The following is a 21590-nucleotide window of genomic DNA, read 5'->3' as shown; positions in this document are numbered from 1 at the left end:
CACTGGTGCCTGGGGAGTCTCAGCCGACGAGTTTTCGGAGCCGAGGAAGCGTATTCGTCACGTCCTCGCGATAGACTTCGTCCGCGATATCGTCACAGGGCGTCGACTCGAGGTTGACGATCCCAACCGTTGCACCGGTCGAGGCGGCCGTTCGGGGGAGCGAGGCGGCGGGTTCGACGACCAGCGAGGAGCCGATCGCGAGGAAGACGTCGCTCTCGCGAGCGAGCGACCGCGCTCGCTGGATGACCGCGCCCGGGAGCTGCTCGCCGAAGAGGACGACGTCGGGTTTGAACACGCCGCCGCAGTCACAGGTCGGCGGTAGTTCGCCATTCGTGGCGCGCTCGAAGATCGGATCGCCGTCCCTGCGTTTCCCACAGTCCGTACAGCGGACCCGCTGTGAGTTGCCGTGTAACTCGAGGACGGTCGGTTCGCCGGTTTCCGCGCCGTCGTCGATCGCCGCGGCCGCGTCGTCGTGGAGCCCGTCCGTGTTCTGAGTGAGGATCCCCTCGAGGTCGCCATTCCGCCCCATCTCGGCCAGCGCCTCGTGGGCCGCGTTCGGCTCGTACTCCTCGTCGAACATCACTCGCTGGAGTTCGACGCGGTCCTGCCAGAACCCCCTGGGATCGCGCTGAAACCGGCCGTAGGCGAACTGTCCCTCGTCGAACCGGTCCCAGACGCCGTCGTCACCCCGGAACGTCGGTACGCCGGAGGGGGCCGAGATCCCCGCGCCGGTGAAGGCGACGACCGTGTCTGCACTTCGGATGTTGGCGGCGAGTCGCTCGAGGTCGTTCATACATCGGTCGTCGTGCTGACTCGGCAAAACGATTCACCTCGGTGCGAACGACTGCGCTTAAGTTCCGCCTGCGTGAATCGGGTGGTATGCAGGACAGAACCTACACTGCCGACGCCGAGCCGGGCGACGACGCGACGGTCGCCGGCTGGGTCCACGAGATCCGCGATCTCGGGGGCATCGCATTCCTGATCCTTCGAGATACGACGGGCAAGATCCAGATCAAGTTCGAGAAAGACGAGATGGACGAGGACCTCGTCGAGACGGGACTGGGCGTCTCCCGCGAAAGCGTCGTCAAAGTCTCCGGTGCGGTCGAAGAGGAACCGCGCGCGCCGACGGGCGTCGAGGTTACGCCCGACTCTCTCGAGGTCGTCGCGCCTGCCGATCCGGAACTGCCGCTCGATCCCTCCGGCAAGGTCGACGCTGATCTCTCGACACGACTAGACAACCGCACCCTCGACCTGCGCAAGGACGAGGTGCAGGCTGTCTTCGAGATCCGCTCGGAGATCATGCGCGCGGTCCGCGAGCAGTTCCGCGAGTTCCGCTGTACGGAGATCAACACGCCGAAGATCGTCGCGACTGGCACCGAGGGCGGCACCGAACTCTTCCCGATCACGTACTTCGGCGAGGAGGCGTTCATGAACCAGTCGCCCCAGCTGTTCAAGCAGCTCATCGCCGGCTCGAACGTCGAGCGCGTCTTCGAGATCGGTCCGATCTTCCGCGCGGAAGAACACAACACGCCGCGACACCTCAACGAGGCCACCTCGATCGACTTCGAGGGCGCCTTTTGCGATCAGAACGACGCCATGGATGTCGTCGAGGGCGTCATCCGCGCCGCGTACGAAGCCGTCGAAGAAAACTGCGCCGACGAACTCGAGGCACTCGATCTCACCGATGAGTTCGGCGCACCCGACGAGGCGTTCCCGCGTATCAGCTATGAGGACGCCCTCGAGCGCATCAACGCGACGGGCGAACTCGACGAGCAGCTCGTCTGGGGCGACGACCTCTCGACGGAGGCCGAGAAGGCGCTGGGCGACGACGTCGGCGGCCACTACTTCATCACCGACTGGCCCAGCGAGATCAAGCCGTTCTACATCAAGGATCACGACGACGATCCGCAGCTCTCGACCGGCTTCGACCTGATGCATCCGCGGATGGAACTGGTCTCGGGCGGCCAGCGCGAACACCGCCACGAGAAGCTCATCGAGGGCTTCGAACAGCAGGGACTCGACCCCGATCAGTTCGAGTACTACACCAAGATGTTCAAGTATGGCATGCCGCCCCACGCCGGCTTCGGGCTCGGCGGCGAGCGGCTCGTCATGACGCTTCTCGGATTGGATAACATTCGGGAAGCCGTGTTGTTCCCGAGAGATCGGCAGCGACTCTCGCCATAGGCGAGGTCGCTGTTCGTCGATCGGGAGCTCGTTGGACGACAGGAGAGTCCACCGGTGTTCCCGAGAGATCGGCAGCGTTTGTCGCCGGAGGCGACAAACCTGAGAGCCGGCGAGACTCACTTCGTTCGTCTCGCCCGATCGCCAGCGGCCCAGCACGTCGGATTCTCGAGGTGACGTCGATGTCGCTGAACAGCTGTGCAGACGCCGAGCCGGCACCGCCGAGAGGGGGTTCCGCCGTCGCGGCGCACAGCGGTCCGACCCCGATCGTGGGGGGTGACTATAGTAGCCACTGAAACGATTTACACACTGATCGCAACGCAGTCGTGCGATCAGGTGTGCAGTGACTTTCAGTGGCTACTATAGCTGAACCAGCCAAGACCGCTGTCCTGGTCCTCGATCGCCTCGGCGAGGTCGGAGCCGACTTCGTCGTCTCCGAGGTAGCCCAGGTGACTGAGGACGCTAAAGGTGACATCGACGTCGGTGTAATTGTCTGGGGTGTCGAATGGGCAGCCCGCACCGTCGGTACCGAGCGCGGCACCGAAGAGACCGCCGTAGGCCGATCCGACGGTCGTGTCGTTCTCGGAGTGGTAGTTACGGACTTCCTCAGCGTTGTCCTCGATACCGTCGTACCACTCACCACCACCGATTCCACCACCACAGACCATGTCTCCGTCTGCAGCAGCACCGATGGGTGCGACGGTCTCGACCGTATAGCCGGGACCGATCTCGTTTATCGTCTCGAGGACGACACGATTGGAACCGGAACGCAGTCGGGATGGCCGGATGCGAACGGGAGAACCAGTTCGAGCCATCGTCCGGATATTCGAAGCGGCTCCTGATGCGGTTTCGGACACGAGAGTGGAGACCGTGACGGGGTTCCAAAGGGACGCGTTGGCGAAGAAAAACGATTTGGACGACTCTCACTGATTTCGGATCGTTACTGGGATCGGCGGATGGGACCGACCGCGATTACTAGCCCCACCAGCTGCCGTCGTCGCCATCGTCGCCACCGCCGCCGCTGGTACAGGAGCCGGCGTTGATCGCATCGGCGAGGTCCGAACCGACGGTATCGTCGCCCAGATACGCGAGGTGGCTCCCGACGCTGTAGGTCACGTCGACGTCAGTGTAGTTCGCCCCGGGGGTACAGCCCGCGCCCTCCGTCCCGAGGGCGGTGTCGCCGAAGCCGCCGTACGCGCCGCCGACCGTCGAGTCGTTCTCGGAATGATAGTTCCGAACCTCGCAGGCGTTGCTGAGGCCCGGGTTCCACGGGTCGTCACAGATCTCGGAGCCGTCGGCGGCCGCACCGAGTCCCGCGACGGTCTCGATCTCGTAGCCGCTACTGAGCTTTGTCGCAGTCCAGTAAACACAGCGGCCACCGAGCGAGTGACCGACGAGGCGAATATTTCCGCCGCCGGCGTCGTAGAACTCCTCGACGAGGCCGGCGACGACCTCGCCGACGTCCTCGGTGTCGGCCTCGGCACCGGCGAAGTTGAGCGTGGTACCGGGCCACTCGATCGCGACGGTCTCGTCGGGCGTATAGCCGCCGGACTCGAGGGAGTCTTGCACGTCGGTGGTCTGGCTCTCGACGGTGCTATCGCCAAACCAGCCGTGAATGAACACGAGCACTTCGTCCGCGACGGGGATGCTGCCGTCGGCGCTCCAGCCGAGGAGGCCGTCGTCAACTCCGATCACGGTGGGGCCGCCGAACTGTGCGGACGCAGAGCCGGACGTGGCGGCCAGCCCCGCGCCGCCAACGATGGTCGTTCCGGTGGCCTTCAGGAGCGTTCGCCGGTCGGTCATTTGCGATTCGTCGGTCGTTTTCTCCTCGGCAGGACGGTCGGTGTCTGTCATACGACACCCGCTCGTTTGGATGCGCGATGGTTGGGTTTAATTCTTCTATACGAAGTGTGTTTATTACCTAGGCGATATAGCAATTAGATACTATTAATTGGAAACACAACTATTTTTGCTACGATTATTCACACTGGAGCGGCCGTTTGAACGGTTCTGATCGGCTGGAACCGCGCCTCGAGCACGGCTGTCACCGAATCGCTACCGGATGGATCTTCTGTTTCGAAGGGCGTATCGGTGCCGTTCAGAGCGTCGGAATACGGGTCCGAGAGATGCGACCGAGTCGAGAATTACGAACTGTCCGGGTGGTGACGATACTCCCTCTCGGTGCTCGACGGGGAGTCGCTCGGTGGCGCTGGCGACTCTCGCGTGTTCGACTATCCGATCGATGGATCAGAGAGCGCGTCCGTTACGGTCGATGGATCAGATCTGCTCGAGGGTCCAGCGCTGCTGTGGGCCGCCGTTCGAGGACCACTGGACCACGTTGGCGCCGTCAGCCGTGCTCGACTCATAGACGTCGGCGACCTTTCCGCTGTTGGCGTTCTCCAGAGTGTACGTCCCATCGCCGTTGTCGAGGACGATCCAGTCCTGAGTCGCGTGGCCAGTGTCGCTGTACTGCTGGACGTTCGCGCCGTCAGTCGTTTCCGCGTTCGCGACCTCGAGGAACTTTCCGCTGTTGGCGTTCTCGAACGTGTAGGTGCCGTCGCCGTTGTCGCTCACCACCCACTCCTGGGTCGGGTGGCCGGTGTCGCCGTACTGCTGGACGTTCGCGCCGTCGCTCGTCTCCGCGTTCGCGACCTCGAGCAGCTTCCCGCTGTTGACGTTCGTGAGCCGGTAGGTCCCCTCGGAGATTTCCGCGCCCGACCCGCCACTGCCGCCGCGGTCGACGGCGGGTGCGAAGTTACTGAGGTACGCCTGCCCGAAGCCGGTACTCGCCTTGTAGGTGGTGTGGCTGCCGACGGAGCCGCTCACGTCGACGTCCGCGTAGTTCGACGGCAGCGAGCCGCCGCCGAAGCCACAGTCGGCCGGCCCGCTGCCGAGTCGTGCGATGGAGTCGTTCGTCGAGTAGTAGTTCCCGGAGAAGTTCGCCACGTTCTCGATCGCGGTGTGGTAGGCGGACCCCTCGCAGGGCGCGTCGGTGACCTCGTAGGAGCCGATCGTGTCGGCGTTTGCCACCCGGAAGCGACCCTCGGCTGCGGCCAGGAACTCGAACGTGACGATCCCGCCCATCGAGTGGCCGAGGATCCGGATCGTCGTGCCGGGGTTCGCCTGGATGTACCCCTCCATCCAGTCGGCGAAGTCCGCGCCCTGCTGGCGGGCGCTGGACTCGGCCGAACTGGGGAGCCCGCTGTCGTCCCAGGTGACCGCGGTCACCGTCTCGGTGTTGCCCAGTTGGCGGAGCGTGTCCTGAAGCGTCTGCGACTGGCTGACGCTGGCCGACGACCCGGTGTAGCCGTGGACGTTGAAGATCACCTCGTCCTCGCCCTGTGGGGCGTCGGTGACCGGCGGGATCCCGCCCCGCAGGTCGACCTCCATGATCGAGTCGGTGTCCGCGGCGGCCGACCCCGTTGTGGCGCCGACCCCCACGGCCGCGACGGCGGCCGTTGCGGTGGTCTTGAGGAGCGTTCGTCGATCGATCGAATACGATTCGTCGGGGGTGTGCTTGTCTGACATACGACGACCTGTCATTTACTCACTAGTAGGATGTACCTGCTTCTGACCTTCTGAGTATATTTAACACCCCATCGATACAAATGTTATAGCGTAACGATTGTATTACCTCCCCTTCCGGCTACTGTCTGCTCGGCGAGCGCGCAACGTGCGCCGACCGCTGTCCCGAACTGACGCCCGATACTGACGGCTACTCGTCAGCAACGTGCTGAAAGAACGCGGTATCGGATACGGACGATTGCGTCGTCGTGCTCGAGAAGTCATGCGGTCGGCTGTGAAGTAATTAGAAGTCGAACCAGCCGCCGTCGTCGCCCCCGTCGTCACCGCCGCTGGTACAGGAGCCGGCGTTGATCGCATCGGCGAGGTCCGAACCGACGGCATCGTCACCCAGATACGCGAGGTGGCTGCCGACGCTGTAGGTCACGTCAACGTCAGTGTAGTTCGCCCCGGGATTGCAGCCCGCACCCTCGGTCCCGAGAGCGGTATCGCCCCAGCCGCCGTAGGCGGAGCCGACGGTCGAGTCGCTCTGGGAGTGGTAGTTGCGAACCTCGCAGGCGTTGCTGAGACCGGGGTTCCACGGGTCGCCACAGATCTCGGAGCCGTCGGCGGCCGCACCGAGTCCCGCGACGGTCTCGATCTCGTAGCCGCTACTGAGCTTGGTCGCGGTCCAGTAGACACAGCGCCCACCCAGCGAGTGACCGACGAGGCGGATGTTCCCGCCGCCGGCGTCGTAGAACTCCTCGACGAGGCCGGCGACGACCTCGCCGACATCTTCGGTGTCGGCCTCGGCACCGATGAAGTTGAGTGTGGTACCCGGCCACTCGATGGCCACGGTCTCGTCGGGCGTATAGCCGCCCGCCTCGAGGGAGTCTTGCACGTCGGTGGTCTGGCTCTCGACGGTGCTATCGCCAAACCAGCCGTGAATGAACACGAGCACTTCGTCCGCGACGGGGATGCTGCCGTCGGCGCTCCAGCCGAAGAGGCCGTCGTCGACTTCGATCACTTCGGGGCTGCCAAGGAACTGTGCGGACGCAGAGCCGGACGCCGCGGCGAGACCCGCGCCGCCGACGATGGTCGTTCCGGTGGCCTTCAGGAGCGTTCGTCGGTCGGTCGTTGATTCGTCGGTCGCCGGCTGTTCGCCGAGGTTGTCGTTGTCTGTCATGCAACGCACAGTAGTATATCATGATAGATGATGCGTTTTACTCTTCTATATGGAGCGTGTTTAATACAATACTGAGAGCTGTCTATGGCAGTAATGGTATGGCAGTAGTGGTGTCGTTCAGGTGAACGCGTTTCGGAACGATCCGATCCCGAACGCTCTCGGCGGAACGGGTCGCGTTTCGGGTGCGCGCTTTTGTTCCCCAACCGCGTGGTACGCATGACCAGCTCTCGAGCGTCTCACTGGGGATTTGGACATTGAACCCGCTCGCACTGTGAGTTCGTCGGCGATCACGGAATCTTCAACGTTATATCGTTCCGGCCGAAAGCGGAGGCGTAATGCGCGAGGAGGCGACGGCGTTCGTCCCCGGCCACGTCACGGGCTTTTTCAGCGCCCATCCAGACGACGATCCGACGAAAGCCGGCTCACGAGGCGCGGGACTGACGCTGACGGACGGTGTCGACGTAACGCTCGAGCCAGCGACGGAGACGACCGTCGTACTCGATGGGACGGAAATCGATGTCGACCCGGTCGCGACCGTCCTCGAGACGCTCGACGCGACCGCTCGAGTCGAGGCGAACTCCCAACTCCCGCTCGGAGCGGGGTTCGGCGTCTCGGGAGCGATGGCACTCGGGACGGCGCTCGCGGCCAACCGCGTCTTCGATCGCAAGCTCTCGATGAACGAACTCGTCACGATCGCCCACGGTGCCGAGGTCCAGGCCGGGACGGGACTCGGAGACGTGGTTGCCCAGGCCCACGGCGGCGTCCCGATTCGCCTCGAGCCCGGCGGCCCCCATCACAACGAACTCGATGCGATTCCCGCCCGCGCACGGGTCGAATATATCTCGTTCGGCGAACGCTCGACGGCCGACGTGCTCTCGGGCGATACCGAGGCGCTGACCGCCGCCGGGAAGGAAGCGCTCGCGCGGGTCGTCGAGGAACCGACGTTGCTCTCCTTCCTGTACGCCTCGAGGCTGTTCGCGCGCGATGCAGGGCTGTTGACGACACAGGTCTCGGAGGCGATCACCGATGTCTCGACGGCCGGCGGACAGGCGTCGATGGCCATGCTCGGCGAAACCGTCTTCGCGCTCGGGACGGGGCTATCCGATGCGGGCTACGAGCCCTCGGTCTGTGCCACGCATCCAGCCGGTGCAGTGCTCAAGTAGGGACCTGCTCCGCTCTGTCGCTATTCCCTCGTCGTCCGGTGACCGTTTTCGGTCCCGGTTTCGGTGATCGAACGTATCCGATATCGGGAATAGTGGTCGTTTTCGCTACGATATATAGTAACAACTGCAACCATTCACACACTGATCGCACAGCTGTCGTGCGATCAGGTGTGCAGTGACTTGCAGTGGCTACTATAGTGCGTAACTCGATCGCGACGAATCGGCACAGATCGGTGACCGGTGCGACTCGAGGGACCGCGTCTTTTCATGACAGATTTTGTATTGGTAGCCAGAACTTTATTATGGTTCGTTCAAGTTATCCGGTCAAGTTTGACAATGGCTTCACGAACTGACTTTCACCAAAGCTTATTTCAGCTGTATGAACACTACGTCGGAGAACCCGACTCGAGCAAGGACGTCTACGGCTACTGGCTGTTCATCGTCGGTTATATCATCGGTGCCGCTGGCGTTGCGACCTTCGTGGTCGGCTACGCAGGCGAGGGGAACCCGTACACGCTCATCCGCATCTCCGGAGTGACGGCGGCGACGGGGCTCGCGTTCTGCCTGCTCGGAATCGTCCTGATGTTGCCGGTCCGTCGACGGGGGATTCAGGTCAGTTTCGTTGGACTATTGATTTCACTGGGGGGTGTTGGCTTTTTCGCGTGGGCGTATCCGTACAACTGGCGACAACTCGGGACCGACTACAGCGTCGAGGTCATTTCGGTCTACACGCTCGGTATCGGGATCATCGCGGGCGTGACCGCGCTCGTTCCCGTGCTCACGGGACAGAAGGGGATGTTCGTCGAGGAGGAAGGGAAGACCGACGATCCGCCGATTCTCACCGGGGACGCGATGGAAAGCGCGCAGTTCGCCGTCTTCCGCGACGAGAACGGCGACTGGAAGTGGCACGTCCTCCACCTCGAGGCGCTGGCCCAGAGCAACGAGAGCGCCGTGACGCGGCCGGACGCTACGGAGGGCATCGAGCGCGTCAAGTCCCAGATCAGCTCCGCGGGGCTGATGGAGCTGACGACCTCGGCGTTCCGGCTTTACGAGGACCGCGACGGCACGTGGCAATGGACGCTCGCGCGGGACGACGGCTCCATCGTCGGCTCCTGTGCCGGCGAATTCGATGAGCGCGACGGTGCCGAGCAGTCGGTGAGCTTCCTGAAGGATCGAGGCCCCGATGCCGACGTGATCGAGATCGAGGGTGCCGCCTTCACCTACGAGGAGCGACGCGACCAGTGGTACTGGCAACTGGTCGACGACGAACGCGCGCCGCTGGCCTCGAGCGAAACGGGGCACTCGACGCAGGAACGAGCCGAAGAGGCCGCCCAGACGTTCGCCGAACGGTTCGACCAGGCGCGGGTGCTCGATGTCGAGCACATCGGCGTGGAACTCTGCGAGCGAGCCGACGGCTGGACCTGGCGGTTCGTCGACGCCGACGACGAGGTCGTCGCCAACAGCACGGACGAGTTCGACTCCCGGCGCGACGCCGAGAAGGCGGCCGAAGCGTTGCTCTCGGCGCTCGAGTCGGCCTCGGTCACCGTCGCCGGCGAACCGACCTACGAGCTCTACGAGTCCGGCGAGGAGTGGCGCTACCGGCTGGTCGATGAGAACGAGCACGTCGTCGCGCGCGGACCCGAAGGGACCCCCGAACACGACGGCTCGGCGGAGTGGGCCGACCAGTTCGGCGAGAACGCCCGCGACGCCGATGTCGTCGAGATCGAAGACGCGGAGTACGAGGTGTATCCGGCAACGGGGGCCAGCGCCGGTGGCAGTGCCGCATCCACGCCGGACGACGACCTCCCCGCGACGGTCGAAGAGCCCGAACCCGCGGCCGACGGCGGAACGACCGTCGATGCGCCCGACGCGGACGAGACCGGTCCGTGGCACTGGCGGCTCGTCACTGACGACCGGGACGTCGTCGCCGCGAGCACGGAACCACACGCCGACGCCGAGACGGCGACGACGGCGATCGAGCGGGTTCGACAGCAGGCCAGCGAAGCGGAGCTTATCGAGTTCGAGAACGCCGCCTTCCAGGTCTACGAAGCCGATTCCGGCGAGTGGCGCTGGCGGCTCATCGACGAGGACGGGAACGTGCTCGCGGACAGCGGCGAGGAACACACCTCCCGCGGCGACGCCGCGGAAGCGATGATGACGCTGAAAGAGCAGGCGCCCAACGCGGAACTCCTCGAGATCGAGACCGCGGCCTTCGAGCTGTTCGTCAACGAGGACGACGAGTGGGGCTGGCGGCTCATTGACGAGGCCGGCAAGCTCGTCGCGGAGGATCCGTCGACCCATCCCACCCGCGGGGCCGCGCGCCAGGCAATGAATCGACTGCTCGAGTATCTCGACTCCGACGTGCGGACGATGGATCGGGCGATCTTCCAGACGTACGCGACGGAAGACTGGCATTGGCGGTTCGTCATGCCGTCCGGTGACACCGTCGCCGTCGACGGCGAGGACCATCCGACCCGCGACGAACTGGTCGACGGTCTCGACGACGTGCGCGACGCCGCCGCAACGGCTCGTCGCTCCACGATCGGCGACGTGTCCGTGCAGCTGTACGGCAACGGCGAGTGGCACTTCCGGCTGCTCGACCGCGACCGAGCGGAGATCGCCGACTCGACCGTCTCCTACCCCGATCGCGAGGCGGCGACCGACGGCGTCGACGCCCTCACGGCCCACGCGCCCGACGCGCCGATCTTCGCGATCGAGGACGCCGTGATTCGCCTCGACGGCGACGACGGCTGGTCGTGGGAACTCGTCGACCGCGATCGCGAGGTGCTCGCCGAGGCGGTCGACTCCGCTGCGAGCAAGGACGAACTGCTGAACGCAATCGAAGAGGTCCGTCGGCTCGCGCCGATGGCCGGCCGCGTCGACTTCGACGTCGCCTCGTTCGAACTCGTCGCCGACGACGACGAGCGCTGGCGCTGGCGGCTCATCGACGAGGACGGCCGCACCGTCGCGTCCGGCTCCGAAACGCACGAGACGGTCGACGCCGCACGCGATGCCCTCGAGAACGTTCGCGACCTGATCGAGTCCGCGAGCATCCTCGAGATCGACAGCGTCTCGTTCGAACTTCACACCGCCGAGGACGGCTGGGTCTGGCAGCTGATCGACGAGTACGGGACGACGATGGCGGAGAGCACGCAGACCTACGCGAACCGCACGGACGCCCGCGAGGCGATGAACGATGTGAAGGCGCAGGCGCCCGACGGCTGGATCACGTTTACGGAGTAGCCCAGCGGCACGGGTATCAATCGACTTTTTATCGAACGGCTCGAGTCACCACTCGTGAGCGACTACGACAGCGTCTCCGCCGACGTCGAGCACGAGGAGGAGATCCCGGAGGACCACCCCAGATACCAGGACCTGCTTACTCGCCACCGGATCGAGCGGGGCGTCGAGAAGGGGATCACCCACCTTCAGGGGATACACGCCGAGGGACGGGGCAGCGCGTTCGACTATCTGTTGGGCGAGGAGACGATTCCGAGCGCCGACGACGCGGAACGGGCCGCCGCGGCACACCTTCTGCTCGCCGAGCATCCCGTGCTCTCGATCAACGGCAACGTGGCCGCGCTGGTCCCCGGCGAGATGGCCGCCCTCGCCGACGTCGTCGACGCCGACCTCGAGGTCAACCTCTTCAATCGAACGCCCGAGCGAATCGAAGCTATCGCCGATCACCTGCGCGAGCACGGCGCGGACGAGGTCAAGGGACTCGAAGCCGACGCGCACATTCCGAACTTAGAGCACGAGCGCTCGAAGGTCGACGCCGACGGCATCTACGTGGCCGACGTCGTGCTCGTGCCCCTCGAGGACGGCGACCGCGCCGAGGCGTTAGACGAAATGGGCAAGACCGAGATCGTGATCGATCTCAACCCGCTGTCACGCTCGCCGCAGGTAGCCGACGTGCCGATCGTCGACAACATCATCCGCGCGGTGCCGAACATCACCGAGCACGCGCGGGAGCTGGCGGCGGCCGACGAGGACGAACTCCGGGCGGTTATCGAGGGTTTCGACCGGGATCGGGCGCTCGAGGCGGCGGAGGAACGGATCCGGTCGGGCGATCTGTAAACTGCCGTTTCGCTCTCTCTTTCTCAGCGTGTTCCCCGTGATAGCCGGTGAAACGGAGTCTCGATCGTCGTCGCGTTCCGCGATCGGGGCCCGCTTGGTCGGATCCACGAACGTGTCTGCAGGGATGGCGGATCCACGAACGTGTCTGCAGGGGTGGCGGATCCACGAACCAGCGAAACGCGATCCGCCGCAGGCCACGCGGGCCGTGTAGCCGGGCAGGCAGTAGCCGGTGCAATAGTTACCAGTCGGGAACACTGATAGTCACGATATCGATGACTGGACTGACCGACGCTACTGCTGACGGCGGCGTAATTCGACGACAGCTCGACACCGACCGGGAGGATCCGGCGGGCCAACTCGTCGAAGTCATCGCTGACATCGACGACGTCGAACCGATGGAGCTCGCTCCGATATACTACCGTATCGATGGCCTCATCACCGGTCTCTTCTCGTCACCCTCACCCCTCGAGGCGAACGCGCACGTCGAGTTTTCGTACGAGGGCTACCGTATCCGCGTCCATCAGGACGGCACGGTAACGGTCCGCGAACTGGCAGCCTGACGCGTTCCGGGATCGCACGCGACTGCGTCGAGTTGGTTCCGAAGCCGTTCTCCGCCATCCGACCCGATGGCTACTCGAGTCGGGATTCAGGAGGTATAAATTCCTCCTCCGGTTTCAGTCCACACATGGACGCCTACGAGTTACTGACGCGAAACGCCGAGGAGGTCGTCACCGACGAGGAGGTCCGCGACCTCGCGGCCGAGCCCGAGGGCAAGCGGGCCTACGTCGGCTACGAACCCTCGGGCGTGCTCCACCTCGGCCATCTCCTGACCGCGAACAAGCTCATCGACCTCCAGGAAGCGGGGATGGAGGTCGTCGTCTTGCTGGCGGATGTCCACGCCTACCTCAACGAGAAGGGGAGCTTCGAGGAGATCCGGGCCACCGCCGAGCAGATGAAAGCCCAGTTCCTCGCCTACGGCCTCGAGGAGGCCCAGACCGAGTTCGTCTACGGTTCCGAGTTCCAGCTCGAAGAGGAGTACACCCTCGATCTGGGCCACCTCGAGCGCGAGACGACGATGAACCGCGCACAGCGCGCGATGGCCGAGATTCAAGGCGACGAGACGGCGAAGGTAAGCCATCTGGTCTACCCGCTGATGCAGACCTTAGACATCGAATACCTCGATCTCGATCTCGCGGTCGGCGGGCTCGACCAGCGCAAGGTCCACATGCTCGCGCGGGAGAAGCTGCCCGAACTCGAGTACGACGTTCGCCCCGCCATCCACACGCCCATCGTCGCCGACCTTACCAGCGGCGAGGGGAAGATGTCCTCGAGCGAGGGGATCAGTATCTCGATGGAGGACTCGACCGAAGACCTCGAGGAGAAGGTCAATTCGGCCTTCTGCCCGCCGACCCGCGATCCCGAAGGCGACCTCGAGAACCCCGTCCTCGAACTGTTCGAGTACCACGTCTTCCCGCGCTTCGAGGAAGTCGTCGTCGAGCGACCCGAGAAGTACGGCGGCGATCTCACCTACGAGGCGTACGAGGACCTCGCTGCGGACCTCGAATCGGGCGAACTCCACCCCGCCGACGCGAAGGGGACGCTCGCAGCCTCCCTCGACGAACTGATCGCGCCCGGCCGCGAGAAGCTGCGCGAACTGCGCTCCTGAGACCAACGCATCTCTCGGTCGGACCCCGCACGCTATTTTGCCGCCCCTCGCGGGGGACGATCCCGCCGATTGAAGTGCCAGCAGCCCCCTTGCGAGGCTATGAACGAGACGCGACGGGCGGTTCTCGAGGCGCTCGCGGACGGGCCGGCATCGGGACCGGACCTGGCGGAATCGCTCGATATCTCGCGGGCGGCCGTCTGGAAGCACATCGAGGCATTACGCGAGGCGGAGTTCGCGATCGAGAGCGGGCCGAACGGCTACGAACTCACCGATGTCACGGCGTACAACGGCCCGTCGGTCGAGTTCGGACTCGAGGCCCCGTTCTCGATCGAGTACCACGATTCCGTGGGGAGTACGAACGATCGGGCCCGCGAACTGGCGGCCGACGGCGCGGCGGACGTGGCCGTCCTCGCGGACGAACAGACCGGCGGCCGCGGCCGCCTCGAGCGCGAGTGGGCCGCGCCGTCGGGCGGCGTCTGGGTGAGCGTCGTGACGCGCCCCGATATCACGCCCGCGCAGGCACCGTTGTACACGCTCGCGGCGTCGGTCGCCACGGCGACGGTGGCTCGAGAGGCGGGCGTCGACGCGCGGATCAAGTGGCCCAACGACGTGGTCGTCCCGGTCGGCGACGACGGCGACTACCGGAAACTCGCGGGGATCCTCACGGAGATGGAGGGGCAGACGGATCGGGTCGACTGGCTCGTCGTCGGAATCGGGCTCAACGCGAACCTCGACGCCGACGCGCTCCCCGAGGGCGCGACCAGCGTGCGTGACGAAGCCGGCGACATCGACCGCCGACGATTCGTCCAGCGCCTGCTCGAGGAGTTCGACCGCTACCGGAACGATCTCGAGGCCGTCGTTCCGGCGTGGCGGGACCTCGCACTGACGCTCGGCCAGCGCGTGCGGGTCGATCGGGCGTCGGGCGAAGTCGTCGGTGAGGCGATCGACGTGACCGAATCGGGGGCGCTCGTAGTCGAGACCGACGACGGCCGGGTGACGGTCGCTGCGGGTGATTGCGAACATCTGCGACCCGTCTGATCGAATTCGATACAGTCTCGAGCGTTCGAATTACGGGGAAAAGAGGGAGACGACTGTCCTCGTCACAGCTCGTCTGCGTCCGACTCTCACTCAACTGCGAGTTGTCGCTCGTCGGAGCGCTCGCTTACCTCGTCGGGATCGACCTGCACCGTCAACACCGGTACCGAGGCGCGCCGGACGACCCGTTCGGTGACGCTGCCGAGCAACAGCCGGTCGATTCCGCCGCGGCCGTGGGTTCCCATCACCACCAGATCGCACTCCGCGGGATCTGCCTCGTCGACGATGACCTGACTCGGTGCCCCCTCGCGAACCTCGGTCTCGACGGTGATGTCCTCCGGTGCGAGTGCTTCGGCCCGCTCGACCGCCGCCTGCCCCTCGCCGCGGAGCGCGTCGCTGACGCCGTCGAGGGCAGTTTCCATCGGCAGCCCGCCATACCCGGCCGCGTTGACGACGTACAGTGTGCGGATCGCTGCGTCGTGCTCGCGAGCGAGTTCGAACGCGTACTCGAGTGCGTGTTCGACCTCTCGAGAGCCGTCGGTCGGGACGAGGATGGAGTCGTACATAGTGGTATATGATAGCATATAACGGGAATCTACATTAACATTATCCTGACACGTGAGACGGTCAGGCTGGGTGACGTTTTTCGAGCGAGCTATAGCTCGCTCCGTGATGGCGATAGATCGAAAATCGGGGAGGGGAAACGCTGATACAGTCGCCGCTCAAATCGGGAGGCATGAGCGACAACCCGTGGACGGATCGGATCGTCGGCGAGCGGATGGCCGTCGATCAGGAGTTCTCCGAGCGGATCCAGCAGTCGCGTTTTTCCAACCAGCAGTGGAGCCTGGTCATGACCGCCACGGAGTTTGAAATCGAACATCCCGACGACCCCGACCGGGCGCGGATCGTCGCCAACACGGACAAACTCGACGGGGTTATCCCCGAACTCGAGAACGTGCAGGCGGGGATGGGCGCGATGGGCGGCGCGGGAGGCGGGAGCGCCGGTCAGGACTCCTCGAGCGGCGGGGTGTTCGACTCGATCATGGGCGCACTCGGGATGGGAGGCGACGGTGGCTCTTCGGAGAAAGAACAGCGGAAGGCAGCGGAACGGCTCACACAGGAGTACGCCGACGAACTCCAGTCACACCTCGAGTCGAAGGGGAAATGGGAGACGGCTCGTCACGCTGCCGCGGACGGCCAGTAGCGGCGGCCAGTCGAGTTTCGACTCCCACTGTCACCGTCGACGGTTGGCTGAGCTGAAATTCCGTCGCCGAGCGGCAAAAACACCACGAGGACCTCGATGGGTCGGCGTCGCGCGCTGATCCGGCGCGAGTCACAGCACCTTTAGGCACGCTTCCCGACCGTCAGTGTATGAGCGACGAAGTCCAGACGACGACCTTCTCGATCAGTTCCGAAGACGGCGCGACCGACGAAATCACGATTCCGTCCGGTCTCGTCGACCTGGTCGCCGAGGGCGACCAGACCGACGCCGAGACGATCGGCGACGTCATGCTGCTGTCTTTCGCCAGCCGCGCCCACCACATCGTCCACCACGGCGAGGACGCCGACGAGGACCTCGAGGCACAGGAAGCGGAGGTCATGGACCTCTTCGAGGAGCGCTTCGGTGTCACGTTCGGCGAAGCGACCGGTCATCAGCACTGAGCGTCCGATAGCCGAATCACAGCCGCGGTTTCTCCCGTAGCTCGTCCCTCGAGTGAAACCGACTAGCGACCGATCGGGCGTCGAACGATGGCTATTCGGCTTCGGCAGTCTCGTTTTCGGCTTCAGTTGGTTCGTCTTCGGCCGTTCCTCCGTCAGTCGTCTCAGCCGCTCCACCATCGGTCGTCTCGGCCGTTCCTCCGTCAGTCGTCTCAGCCGCTCCACCATCGGTCGTCTCGGCCGTTCCTCCGTCAGTCGTCTCAGTTGCACCGCCATCGGTTGTCTCGCCGGGCCCCGTGTTGGTTTCCGTCTCCTGTGGTGATTCGTCTCCGGGTTCGTTCCCCTCAGCGGCCGGTTCGGAGTCACCGTCTGGACCGAGCTCCGGCGTTTCCGGCTGTTCGGGTTCCGGTGATTCTGGCTCTTCCGGTTGCTCAGGCTCCGGCTCCTCGGGTGGCTCCGGCTGTTCGGGTTCGGTCGGTGGTTCTGGCCCGGGGTCACCGTTTGGCCCCGTCTCACCGTCTCCATCCGCTTGCGCGCCGGCCTCCGGGACCGCCTCGACGGTCACTGCCGTCTCGGCCGTCTGATTTTCGGTCGACACTGAGAGGGTGTATTCGCCGGGCTCGAGGTCCGCCGTCTCGTAATTCAGCGTGACCGTCTGCGTCTCACCGGCCTGAAGCGTAACAGGCACTGGTTCTCCGGGAACACCGTCGACGGCGACCTCGAGATCTTGCGTCCCCGCTTCATCACCGACGTTTTCGATCTCCGTCTCGACCGCGATGGCCTCACCCTGCTCGACTGGGCTGTTCGTGCCCGCGATCGAGACGCCGAATGCCGCGGGTGCGGGGGGTTCCTCGACAGTCACTGTTGTCTCCGCAGTCTCGTTTGCGGTCGACACCGTGACCGGATACTCACCGGGCTCGAGACCGTCCGTTTCGGCCGTAAATGACACAGTCTCCATCTCGCCGGGCTCGAGCGAGACCGACGCAGCGTCGATGGGGGTGTCGCCAATCGCGAGCGAGACGTTCTGCGTTCCGTTCTCGCCGCCGGTGTTCTCGAGGTCGGCCTCGACCTCGAGCGACTCTCCCCGTTCGACCGGGCTGTTCGTGCCCGCGATCGAGACGCCGAACGCTGCGGGGTCGGACGGCTCGATCTCACCGGCGGTCGGCGTCTCGGCGGTTATCGGCTCCTCGTAGCCGAAGTTCGAGAAGTCGGCCTCCCAGACGAGCCGTTCGTCGTCGCTCTCGGGCATCCACTCGACGGTGAACGTCTGCTGGCCCGGTTCGAATCCGGACGGCGGCTGGTCGGTCGTGTTCCCCTCGACGAACCGGCTGTTCGCGGCCATCGGGGCATCGTTCGGGTTCTCGTAACTGAACGTGACGTCAATGCCGTCCTCGGTGGGGGTCGTCTCCTCGAGCGCGATCGACGGCAATTCGGGGCGCACTTCCTCATTGCACGCCTCGGATGGGTTCGGATAGTCGATACCGCCAACGGGGGCGGCCTCGGGCGAACTGATCCCCGAGATGTACGTACCGAAGGTGCCGTAGTCCGGCACCTCGACGATCACCTGCTCGCCGTCCATCGTGACGTTGCGCTCGGTGCCGATCTCGAAGACGATGGTCCCGTTATAGGGTGCCGGAATCTCGTCGCCGGCGGTAACGAGGTCCTCCGCGATCGTGTCCCCGACGCCGCCGGACGCGTAGAACCACGTGCTTGCGGCGACCCGATCGCCCTCCTCGAGCGATGCGGTGACCTCCGCGCGCTGGCAGTTCACGAACTCCACGTCGAATCCCGCGGGCGCGCCGTCGACCGTGTAGTCGACATCCGCCGTCTCGATGGGCGTTCCGTCGCCGGCCGCGACGACTGCCACCTCGAGCGTCGTATTCTCCGCGAGGGGTGGCTCGAGGTCGAACTCCTCGGGGCCGATCGTCTCGTTCGCGCCGAACGTCTCGCTCGTCGCGAGCCGGGTCCCGTTCCCGTCGGCGACGGTGATCGCGTACTCGACGGACGCGTTCGCCTGCGTGACGATCAGTGTCTCGCCGTCACCGGTCTGGTCGGCCACCGAGAGGTTCGCCGTCGGCGCGTCGGGATCCGGTACCTCGACCGCGTATTCGATGGAATCGTTCGCCAGCACCGCGTCGTCGGCCGCGGCGCGAACGGACACGTCGACCGTCGTGTTTTCCGCGAGCGGCGGCTCGAGCTCGAGGATTTCATCCGAGACCGTCGCGTTCGCCTCGATTTCGTCGCTTTCGACACGCTCGCCGTCGTACTCGGCCGCGAGGACGTACGGCACCGACGCGCTCGCCGCGTCGACCGTGAGTGTCTCGCCGTCGCCCGTCTGGTTGTCCACCGAGAGGGACGCCTCGGGTTCGTCGGTGTCGTTTTCCCCGGTGTCGTTCGCTACGGTGTACTCCAGGGAGTCGTTCGCGAGCGCCGTCCCGTTCTCGTCGACGACCGAGACGTCGACCGTCGCGTTCGACTCGAGTGGCGGTTCGAGTTCGAGCGAGAGGTTCGATACCGCCTCGCCGGCCGCGAATCTGTCGCTCTCCGTCGTCTCGCCGTCGTACGACGCGGTGATTGCGTAGGGAACGGAGGCGTTCGCTTCGTCGACGGTGAGCGTTTCGCCGTCACCCTGCTGATCGGCGACCGACAGCGTCGCGGTCGCCTCGTCCGGTTCATCCGGCTCGTCCGTGACCGTCACGAACGCGCCGTCGATCACCGGCGCGCCAGCGCCGCTGACGTACGGCACGTCTTCCTCGCCGTTGGAATCAACGTACTGGAACGTTCCGTCGTCGTTCGTGTCGTGATGGGGGACCGCGACGATCGACCCGCTCTCCTCGAGCGGGTCGTCGAGTTCGATCGTGACGTTTTCGTGGTCGCCGGCCTCGAGGTACTCCGAGACGCCGATGATGGCGTCCGGATCGGCGTCGACGGCGAGTCCCTCGTAGACCGCGACGAAGCCGCCCTCGGAGAGCGATACGTCTTCGATGGTGACCCGCTCCCCGTCGGACTCCTGATCGGGGACGTCGATCGAGGCCGTCCCCTCGAGCCGGTCGATCGTCTCGAGTCGCTGGGTGACCGTGATATCGATGTGCTGCGTGATCCGGGTCACGTCGTCGGTCTCTTCTCCCACCGCGTAGGCGGTCGCCTCGGACGCGGTTTCCTGGGTCAGGCGCTGCAGTTGCGTAATGCTGATCCGCTGGGATTGGACGGCGTGGGCCGTCTCCTGACAGGCGGATCGTGCCGCGATCTGGATCTGTGTGGCTGTGGCCGACTGCGCCTGGACGAGAGCGCCGCTCGCACCCCCGTGTGCGAGTCGCTGGACTTGCGTGACCTCGACGAGTTGCGTCTGCGTCACCGCGCCCTCACCGGCACCGAACGCGGCTGCCTGAATCTGCTCGATCGTCACTTCTTGGCGCTGGATCGCGGACGTGACCGCGCCCCGGGCGGCACCGACCGCAGCGTACTGGACCTGCGTGATCGAAATCGACTGACGCTGGACGAGCACGCCGCCCGCGCTCCCGTCGGCGGCGGCCTGGATCTGTTCGACGGTCGCCGACTGACTCTGTGAAATAGCGCCCTTCGCCGCGCCGAAGGAGGCCTCCTGGACCTGCGTGATCGAAATCCGCTGGCGCTGCTCGAGGCGGGTCGATTGGGACTGCTCGAGGCGGACCGACTGAACCTGCTTCAACGAGCCCCGGCTGGCCCCGCGTGCGGCCGCCTGCGTCTGCTCGACCGACACCGACTGCGTCTGGACGAGTGCCCCCTTCGACGCGCCGGCCGCGGCTTTCTGAATCTGTTTGATTGTTACCCGCTGGCGCTGTTCGACGTCGACGCGCTGTTCTTGCCGCACGTCGACTCGTTGCTCTCCCTCGAGCGCTGCGGGCGAACTCCCCGCGAGCGACCCGGCCGCACCGCCGGCGGCGGCGTGCTGGACGTGCTCGAGCGTCACCCGCTGGTGCTGTTCGGCCGTGATAGACTGATACTGCGTCAGGACGCCGTAGGCCGAGCCCTGGGCGGCCTCCTGAATGTACGGCGTCTTGCCGACATCACTCGTGCCCGCTTCCTTCGTGGCACCCGCAGCCGCGCCCCTGGTCGCGACCTGAATCTGTTCGACGCTGACGTTCTGGCTCTGTGCGAGAGCGCCGTGTGCCGCGCCCCAGGTCGCGCTCTGTAGCTGGGTCGCGTTCACCGACTGGGACTGGGAGAGTCCGCCGTCGGTCGCCCCGCCCACTGCGTACTGAATCTGGGTCGCGTTCACCGACTGGGACTGGATCAACGAACCGTGGACCGCCCCCGCCGTCGCCGCCTGCACCTGCTCGGCCTCGACGGACTGGTGCTGTGCGACCGACGACCGCGCCCCCTCGAGCGCCGCCGCTCGCTGTTCCTGTGTCACCTCGATGCCCTGTGACTGGACGAGTACGACTCCTTCCTCGACACCGCTCTCGACGGCGGTTTCGACATCTCCCTGGATCGTTGCCTGTGCGTTCGCACCGCCGTCGTCATCCGTCGCGTCGTCCTCCTCGAAGACGACCAGTTCCGAACTGGCGTTCTGCGTCTGCGCGCCGCCCGCCTCGAGCGCGGCCTGTGACCCACCCGCGGCTGCCGGATCGGCTGCCGTCTCGGTGGTCATACCGTCGGCTACGTCGATCGGGTTCGAGCCACCGCTCAACACGGGCAGCGCCACGACGCTTCCGACCATCGCGGCCGCGACCAGCGCGACGACAACGGTCGTTCGACCGCGACTCATCGACCGATCACTCCACGAGCGCGACGGCAGGTTCCGTCCGCCGGTTTCGATTCCGCCTCCGGCGATCCGGATTCAGCGCGCCACCACTTCGACTCGTCCCCGTCTTCACCCCGCTTCCGTTCGTCCCCAGCTGCTTCCCGTCGAATCCCCGAATCGGCCGCGTCGGGACTCGCCACGTAGTGCCCTCGATTGCCAGCCGCAGCACAACCAATTCGCATTTTCCCACCACGGGCCGAATTACGGCATAAGACCGCCGGTCGTTTCGGTTAGCGAGACGAGACAATCAGTTATTACCCGGGTCTCTCGAGGAGAAACGACGGACCGACGCCCGAACACCGCGACCACCGGCGAGCCCGCAGGGGGCTCCCACCGTCA

General features: G+C 65.3%; 16 protein-coding genes. 9 read left to right on the top strand and 7 right to left on the bottom strand.

The genetic code is table 11. From position 1 onward, the window contains the following. Nucleotides 1–19: 19 nt before the first annotated feature. A complete protein-coding gene (locus tag ACEWFR_RS15865; RefSeq protein ID WP_374061976.1) occupies nucleotides 20–793 on the bottom strand; it encodes an NAD-dependent deacetylase in 774 nt (257 codons plus the stop codon). A gap of 86 nt (nucleotides 794–879) precedes the next feature. On the opposite strand from ACEWFR_RS15865, the gene aspS reads away from it, so the two are divergent. Continuing rightward, complete coding sequence (aspS, locus tag ACEWFR_RS15860; protein WP_374061975.1) at nucleotides 880–2184, top strand: aspartate--tRNA(Asn) ligase; 1305 nt, start codon at nucleotides 880–882, stop codon at nucleotides 2182–2184. Between the two features lie 347 nt (nucleotides 2185–2531). On the opposite strand, the gene ACEWFR_RS15855 is transcribed toward aspS, so the two are convergent. From ACEWFR_RS15855 to ACEWFR_RS15840, 4 genes are all read right to left on the bottom strand, one after another. Then, on the bottom strand, nucleotides 2532–2996 hold the full coding sequence (locus ACEWFR_RS15855; RefSeq protein ID WP_374061974.1) for a hypothetical protein: 465 nt from the start codon (nucleotides 2994–2996) through the stop codon (nucleotides 2532–2534). Between the two features lie 160 nt (nucleotides 2997–3156). Then, nucleotides 3157–4035, bottom strand: a complete 879-nt coding sequence (locus ACEWFR_RS15850) for an esterase/lipase family protein (RefSeq protein ID WP_374061973.1) — start codon at nucleotides 4033–4035, stop codon at nucleotides 3157–3159. 423 nt (nucleotides 4036–4458) lie between these two features. Continuing rightward, the gene (locus tag ACEWFR_RS15845) at nucleotides 4459–5709 is read right to left on the bottom strand and encodes an RICIN domain-containing protein (protein ID WP_374061972.1); all 1251 of its coding nucleotides are present in this window, start codon (nucleotides 5707–5709) and stop codon (nucleotides 4459–4461) included. Between the two features lie 280 nt (nucleotides 5710–5989). Then, nucleotides 5990–6868, bottom strand: a complete 879-nt coding sequence (locus tag ACEWFR_RS15840) for an esterase/lipase family protein (protein ID WP_374061971.1) — start codon at nucleotides 6866–6868, stop codon at nucleotides 5990–5992. A 335-nt stretch (nucleotides 6869–7203) separates the two neighbouring features. Between ACEWFR_RS15840 and ACEWFR_RS15835 the strand changes: the two genes are divergently transcribed. The 6 genes from ACEWFR_RS15835 (at nucleotide 7204) to ACEWFR_RS15810 (ending at nucleotide 14812) form a co-directional block, all read left to right on the top strand. Then, nucleotides 7204–8031 (top strand): pantoate kinase, encoded by an 828-nt coding sequence (locus tag ACEWFR_RS15835; RefSeq protein WP_374061970.1) that lies wholly within the window; start codon nucleotides 7204–7206, stop codon nucleotides 8029–8031. Nucleotides 8032–8367: 336 nt separating this feature from the next. Beyond that, nucleotides 8368–11274, top strand: a complete 2907-nt coding sequence (locus ACEWFR_RS15830) for a DUF1508 domain-containing protein (RefSeq protein WP_374061969.1) — start codon at nucleotides 8368–8370, stop codon at nucleotides 11272–11274. Between the two features lie 54 nt (nucleotides 11275–11328). After that, nucleotides 11329–12108, top strand: a complete 780-nt coding sequence (locus ACEWFR_RS15825) for a 4-phosphopantoate--beta-alanine ligase (RefSeq protein ID WP_374061968.1) — start codon at nucleotides 11329–11331, stop codon at nucleotides 12106–12108. A 272-nt stretch (nucleotides 12109–12380) separates the two neighbouring features. Continuing rightward, complete coding sequence (locus ACEWFR_RS15820) at nucleotides 12381–12668, top strand: HalOD1 output domain-containing protein (protein ID WP_374061967.1); 288 nt, start codon at nucleotides 12381–12383, stop codon at nucleotides 12666–12668. A gap of 125 nt (nucleotides 12669–12793) precedes the next feature. Continuing rightward, a complete protein-coding gene (locus ACEWFR_RS15815) occupies nucleotides 12794–13774 on the top strand; it encodes a tyrosine--tRNA ligase (RefSeq protein WP_374061966.1) in 981 nt (326 codons plus the stop codon). A gap of 99 nt (nucleotides 13775–13873) precedes the next feature. Further along, the gene (locus tag ACEWFR_RS15810; protein WP_374061965.1) at nucleotides 13874–14812 is read left to right on the top strand and encodes a biotin--[acetyl-CoA-carboxylase] ligase; all 939 of its coding nucleotides are present in this window, start codon (nucleotides 13874–13876) and stop codon (nucleotides 14810–14812) included. Nucleotides 14813–14898: 86 nt separating this feature from the next. Here ACEWFR_RS15810 and ACEWFR_RS15805 read toward each other — a convergent pair whose 3' ends face one another. After that, the gene (locus tag ACEWFR_RS15805) at nucleotides 14899–15375 is read right to left on the bottom strand and encodes a universal stress protein (protein WP_374061963.1); all 477 of its coding nucleotides are present in this window, start codon (nucleotides 15373–15375) and stop codon (nucleotides 14899–14901) included. Between the two features lie 170 nt (nucleotides 15376–15545). Between ACEWFR_RS15805 and ACEWFR_RS15800 the strand changes: the two genes are divergently transcribed. Together ACEWFR_RS15800 and ACEWFR_RS15795 are read left to right on the top strand one after the other, a co-directional pair. Next, a complete protein-coding gene (locus tag ACEWFR_RS15800) occupies nucleotides 15546–16013 on the top strand; it encodes a DUF5799 family protein (protein WP_374061962.1) in 468 nt (155 codons plus the stop codon). Nucleotides 16014–16180: 167 nt separating this feature from the next. Further along, complete coding sequence (locus ACEWFR_RS15795; protein WP_374061961.1) at nucleotides 16181–16471, top strand: hypothetical protein; 291 nt, start codon at nucleotides 16181–16183, stop codon at nucleotides 16469–16471. 91 nt (nucleotides 16472–16562) lie between these two features. Here ACEWFR_RS15795 and ACEWFR_RS15790 read toward each other — a convergent pair whose 3' ends face one another. Continuing rightward, nucleotides 16563–21215: a CARDB domain-containing protein gene (locus tag ACEWFR_RS15790; protein WP_374061960.1), complete on the bottom strand. Its 4653-nt coding sequence runs from the start codon at nucleotides 21213–21215 to the stop codon at nucleotides 16563–16565. Between the last annotated feature and the right edge of the window lie 375 nt (nucleotides 21216–21590).

The organism is Natrinema sp. H-ect4 (assembly GCF_041894845.1).
Classification (GTDB): domain Archaea; phylum Halobacteriota; class Halobacteria; order Halobacteriales; family Natrialbaceae; genus Natrinema.
This window is presented reverse-complemented; position numbering and strand designations above follow the sequence as displayed.

Bases quoted from the DNA above. Each gene is read 5' to 3' on its own strand.
- ACEWFR_RS15805 (WP_374061963.1), bottom strand. From the start codon at position 15,375: ATGTACGACTCCATCCTCGTCCCGACCGACGGCTCTCGAGAGGTCGAA.
- ACEWFR_RS15800 (WP_374061962.1), top strand. From the start codon at position 15,546: ATGAGCGACAACCCGTGGACGGATCGGATCGTCGGCGAGCGGATGGCC.
- ACEWFR_RS15865 (WP_374061976.1), bottom strand. From the start codon at position 793: ATGAACGACCTCGAGCGACTCGCCGCCAACATCCGAAGTGCAGACACG.
- ACEWFR_RS15815 (WP_374061966.1), top strand. From the start codon at position 12,794: ATGGACGCCTACGAGTTACTGACGCGAAACGCCGAGGAGGTCGTCACC.
- ACEWFR_RS15855 (WP_374061974.1), bottom strand. From the start codon at position 2,996: ATGGCTCGAACTGGTTCTCCCGTTCGCATCCGGCCATCCCGACTGCGT.
- ACEWFR_RS15850 (WP_374061973.1), bottom strand. From the start codon at position 4,035: ATGACAGACACCGACCGTCCTGCCGAGGAGAAAACGACCGACGAATCG.
- ACEWFR_RS15795 (WP_374061961.1), top strand. From the start codon at position 16,181: ATGAGCGACGAAGTCCAGACGACGACCTTCTCGATCAGTTCCGAAGAC.
- ACEWFR_RS15840 (WP_374061971.1), bottom strand. From the start codon at position 6,868: ATGACAGACAACGACAACCTCGGCGAACAGCCGGCGACCGACGAATCA.
- ACEWFR_RS15835 (WP_374061970.1), top strand. From the start codon at position 7,204: ATGCGCGAGGAGGCGACGGCGTTCGTCCCCGGCCACGTCACGGGCTTT.
- ACEWFR_RS15820 (WP_374061967.1), top strand. From the start codon at position 12,381: ATGACTGGACTGACCGACGCTACTGCTGACGGCGGCGTAATTCGACGA.
- ACEWFR_RS15810 (WP_374061965.1), top strand. From the start codon at position 13,874: ATGAACGAGACGCGACGGGCGGTTCTCGAGGCGCTCGCGGACGGGCCG.
- ACEWFR_RS15830 (WP_374061969.1), top strand. From the start codon at position 8,368: ATGGCTTCACGAACTGACTTTCACCAAAGCTTATTTCAGCTGTATGAA.
- aspS (WP_374061975.1), top strand. From the start codon at position 880: ATGCAGGACAGAACCTACACTGCCGACGCCGAGCCGGGCGACGACGCG.
- ACEWFR_RS15790 (WP_374061960.1), bottom strand. From the start codon at position 21,215: ATGAGTCGCGGTCGAACGACCGTTGTCGTCGCGCTGGTCGCGGCCGCG.
- ACEWFR_RS15845 (WP_374061972.1), bottom strand. From the start codon at position 5,709: ATGTCAGACAAGCACACCCCCGACGAATCGTATTCGATCGATCGACGA.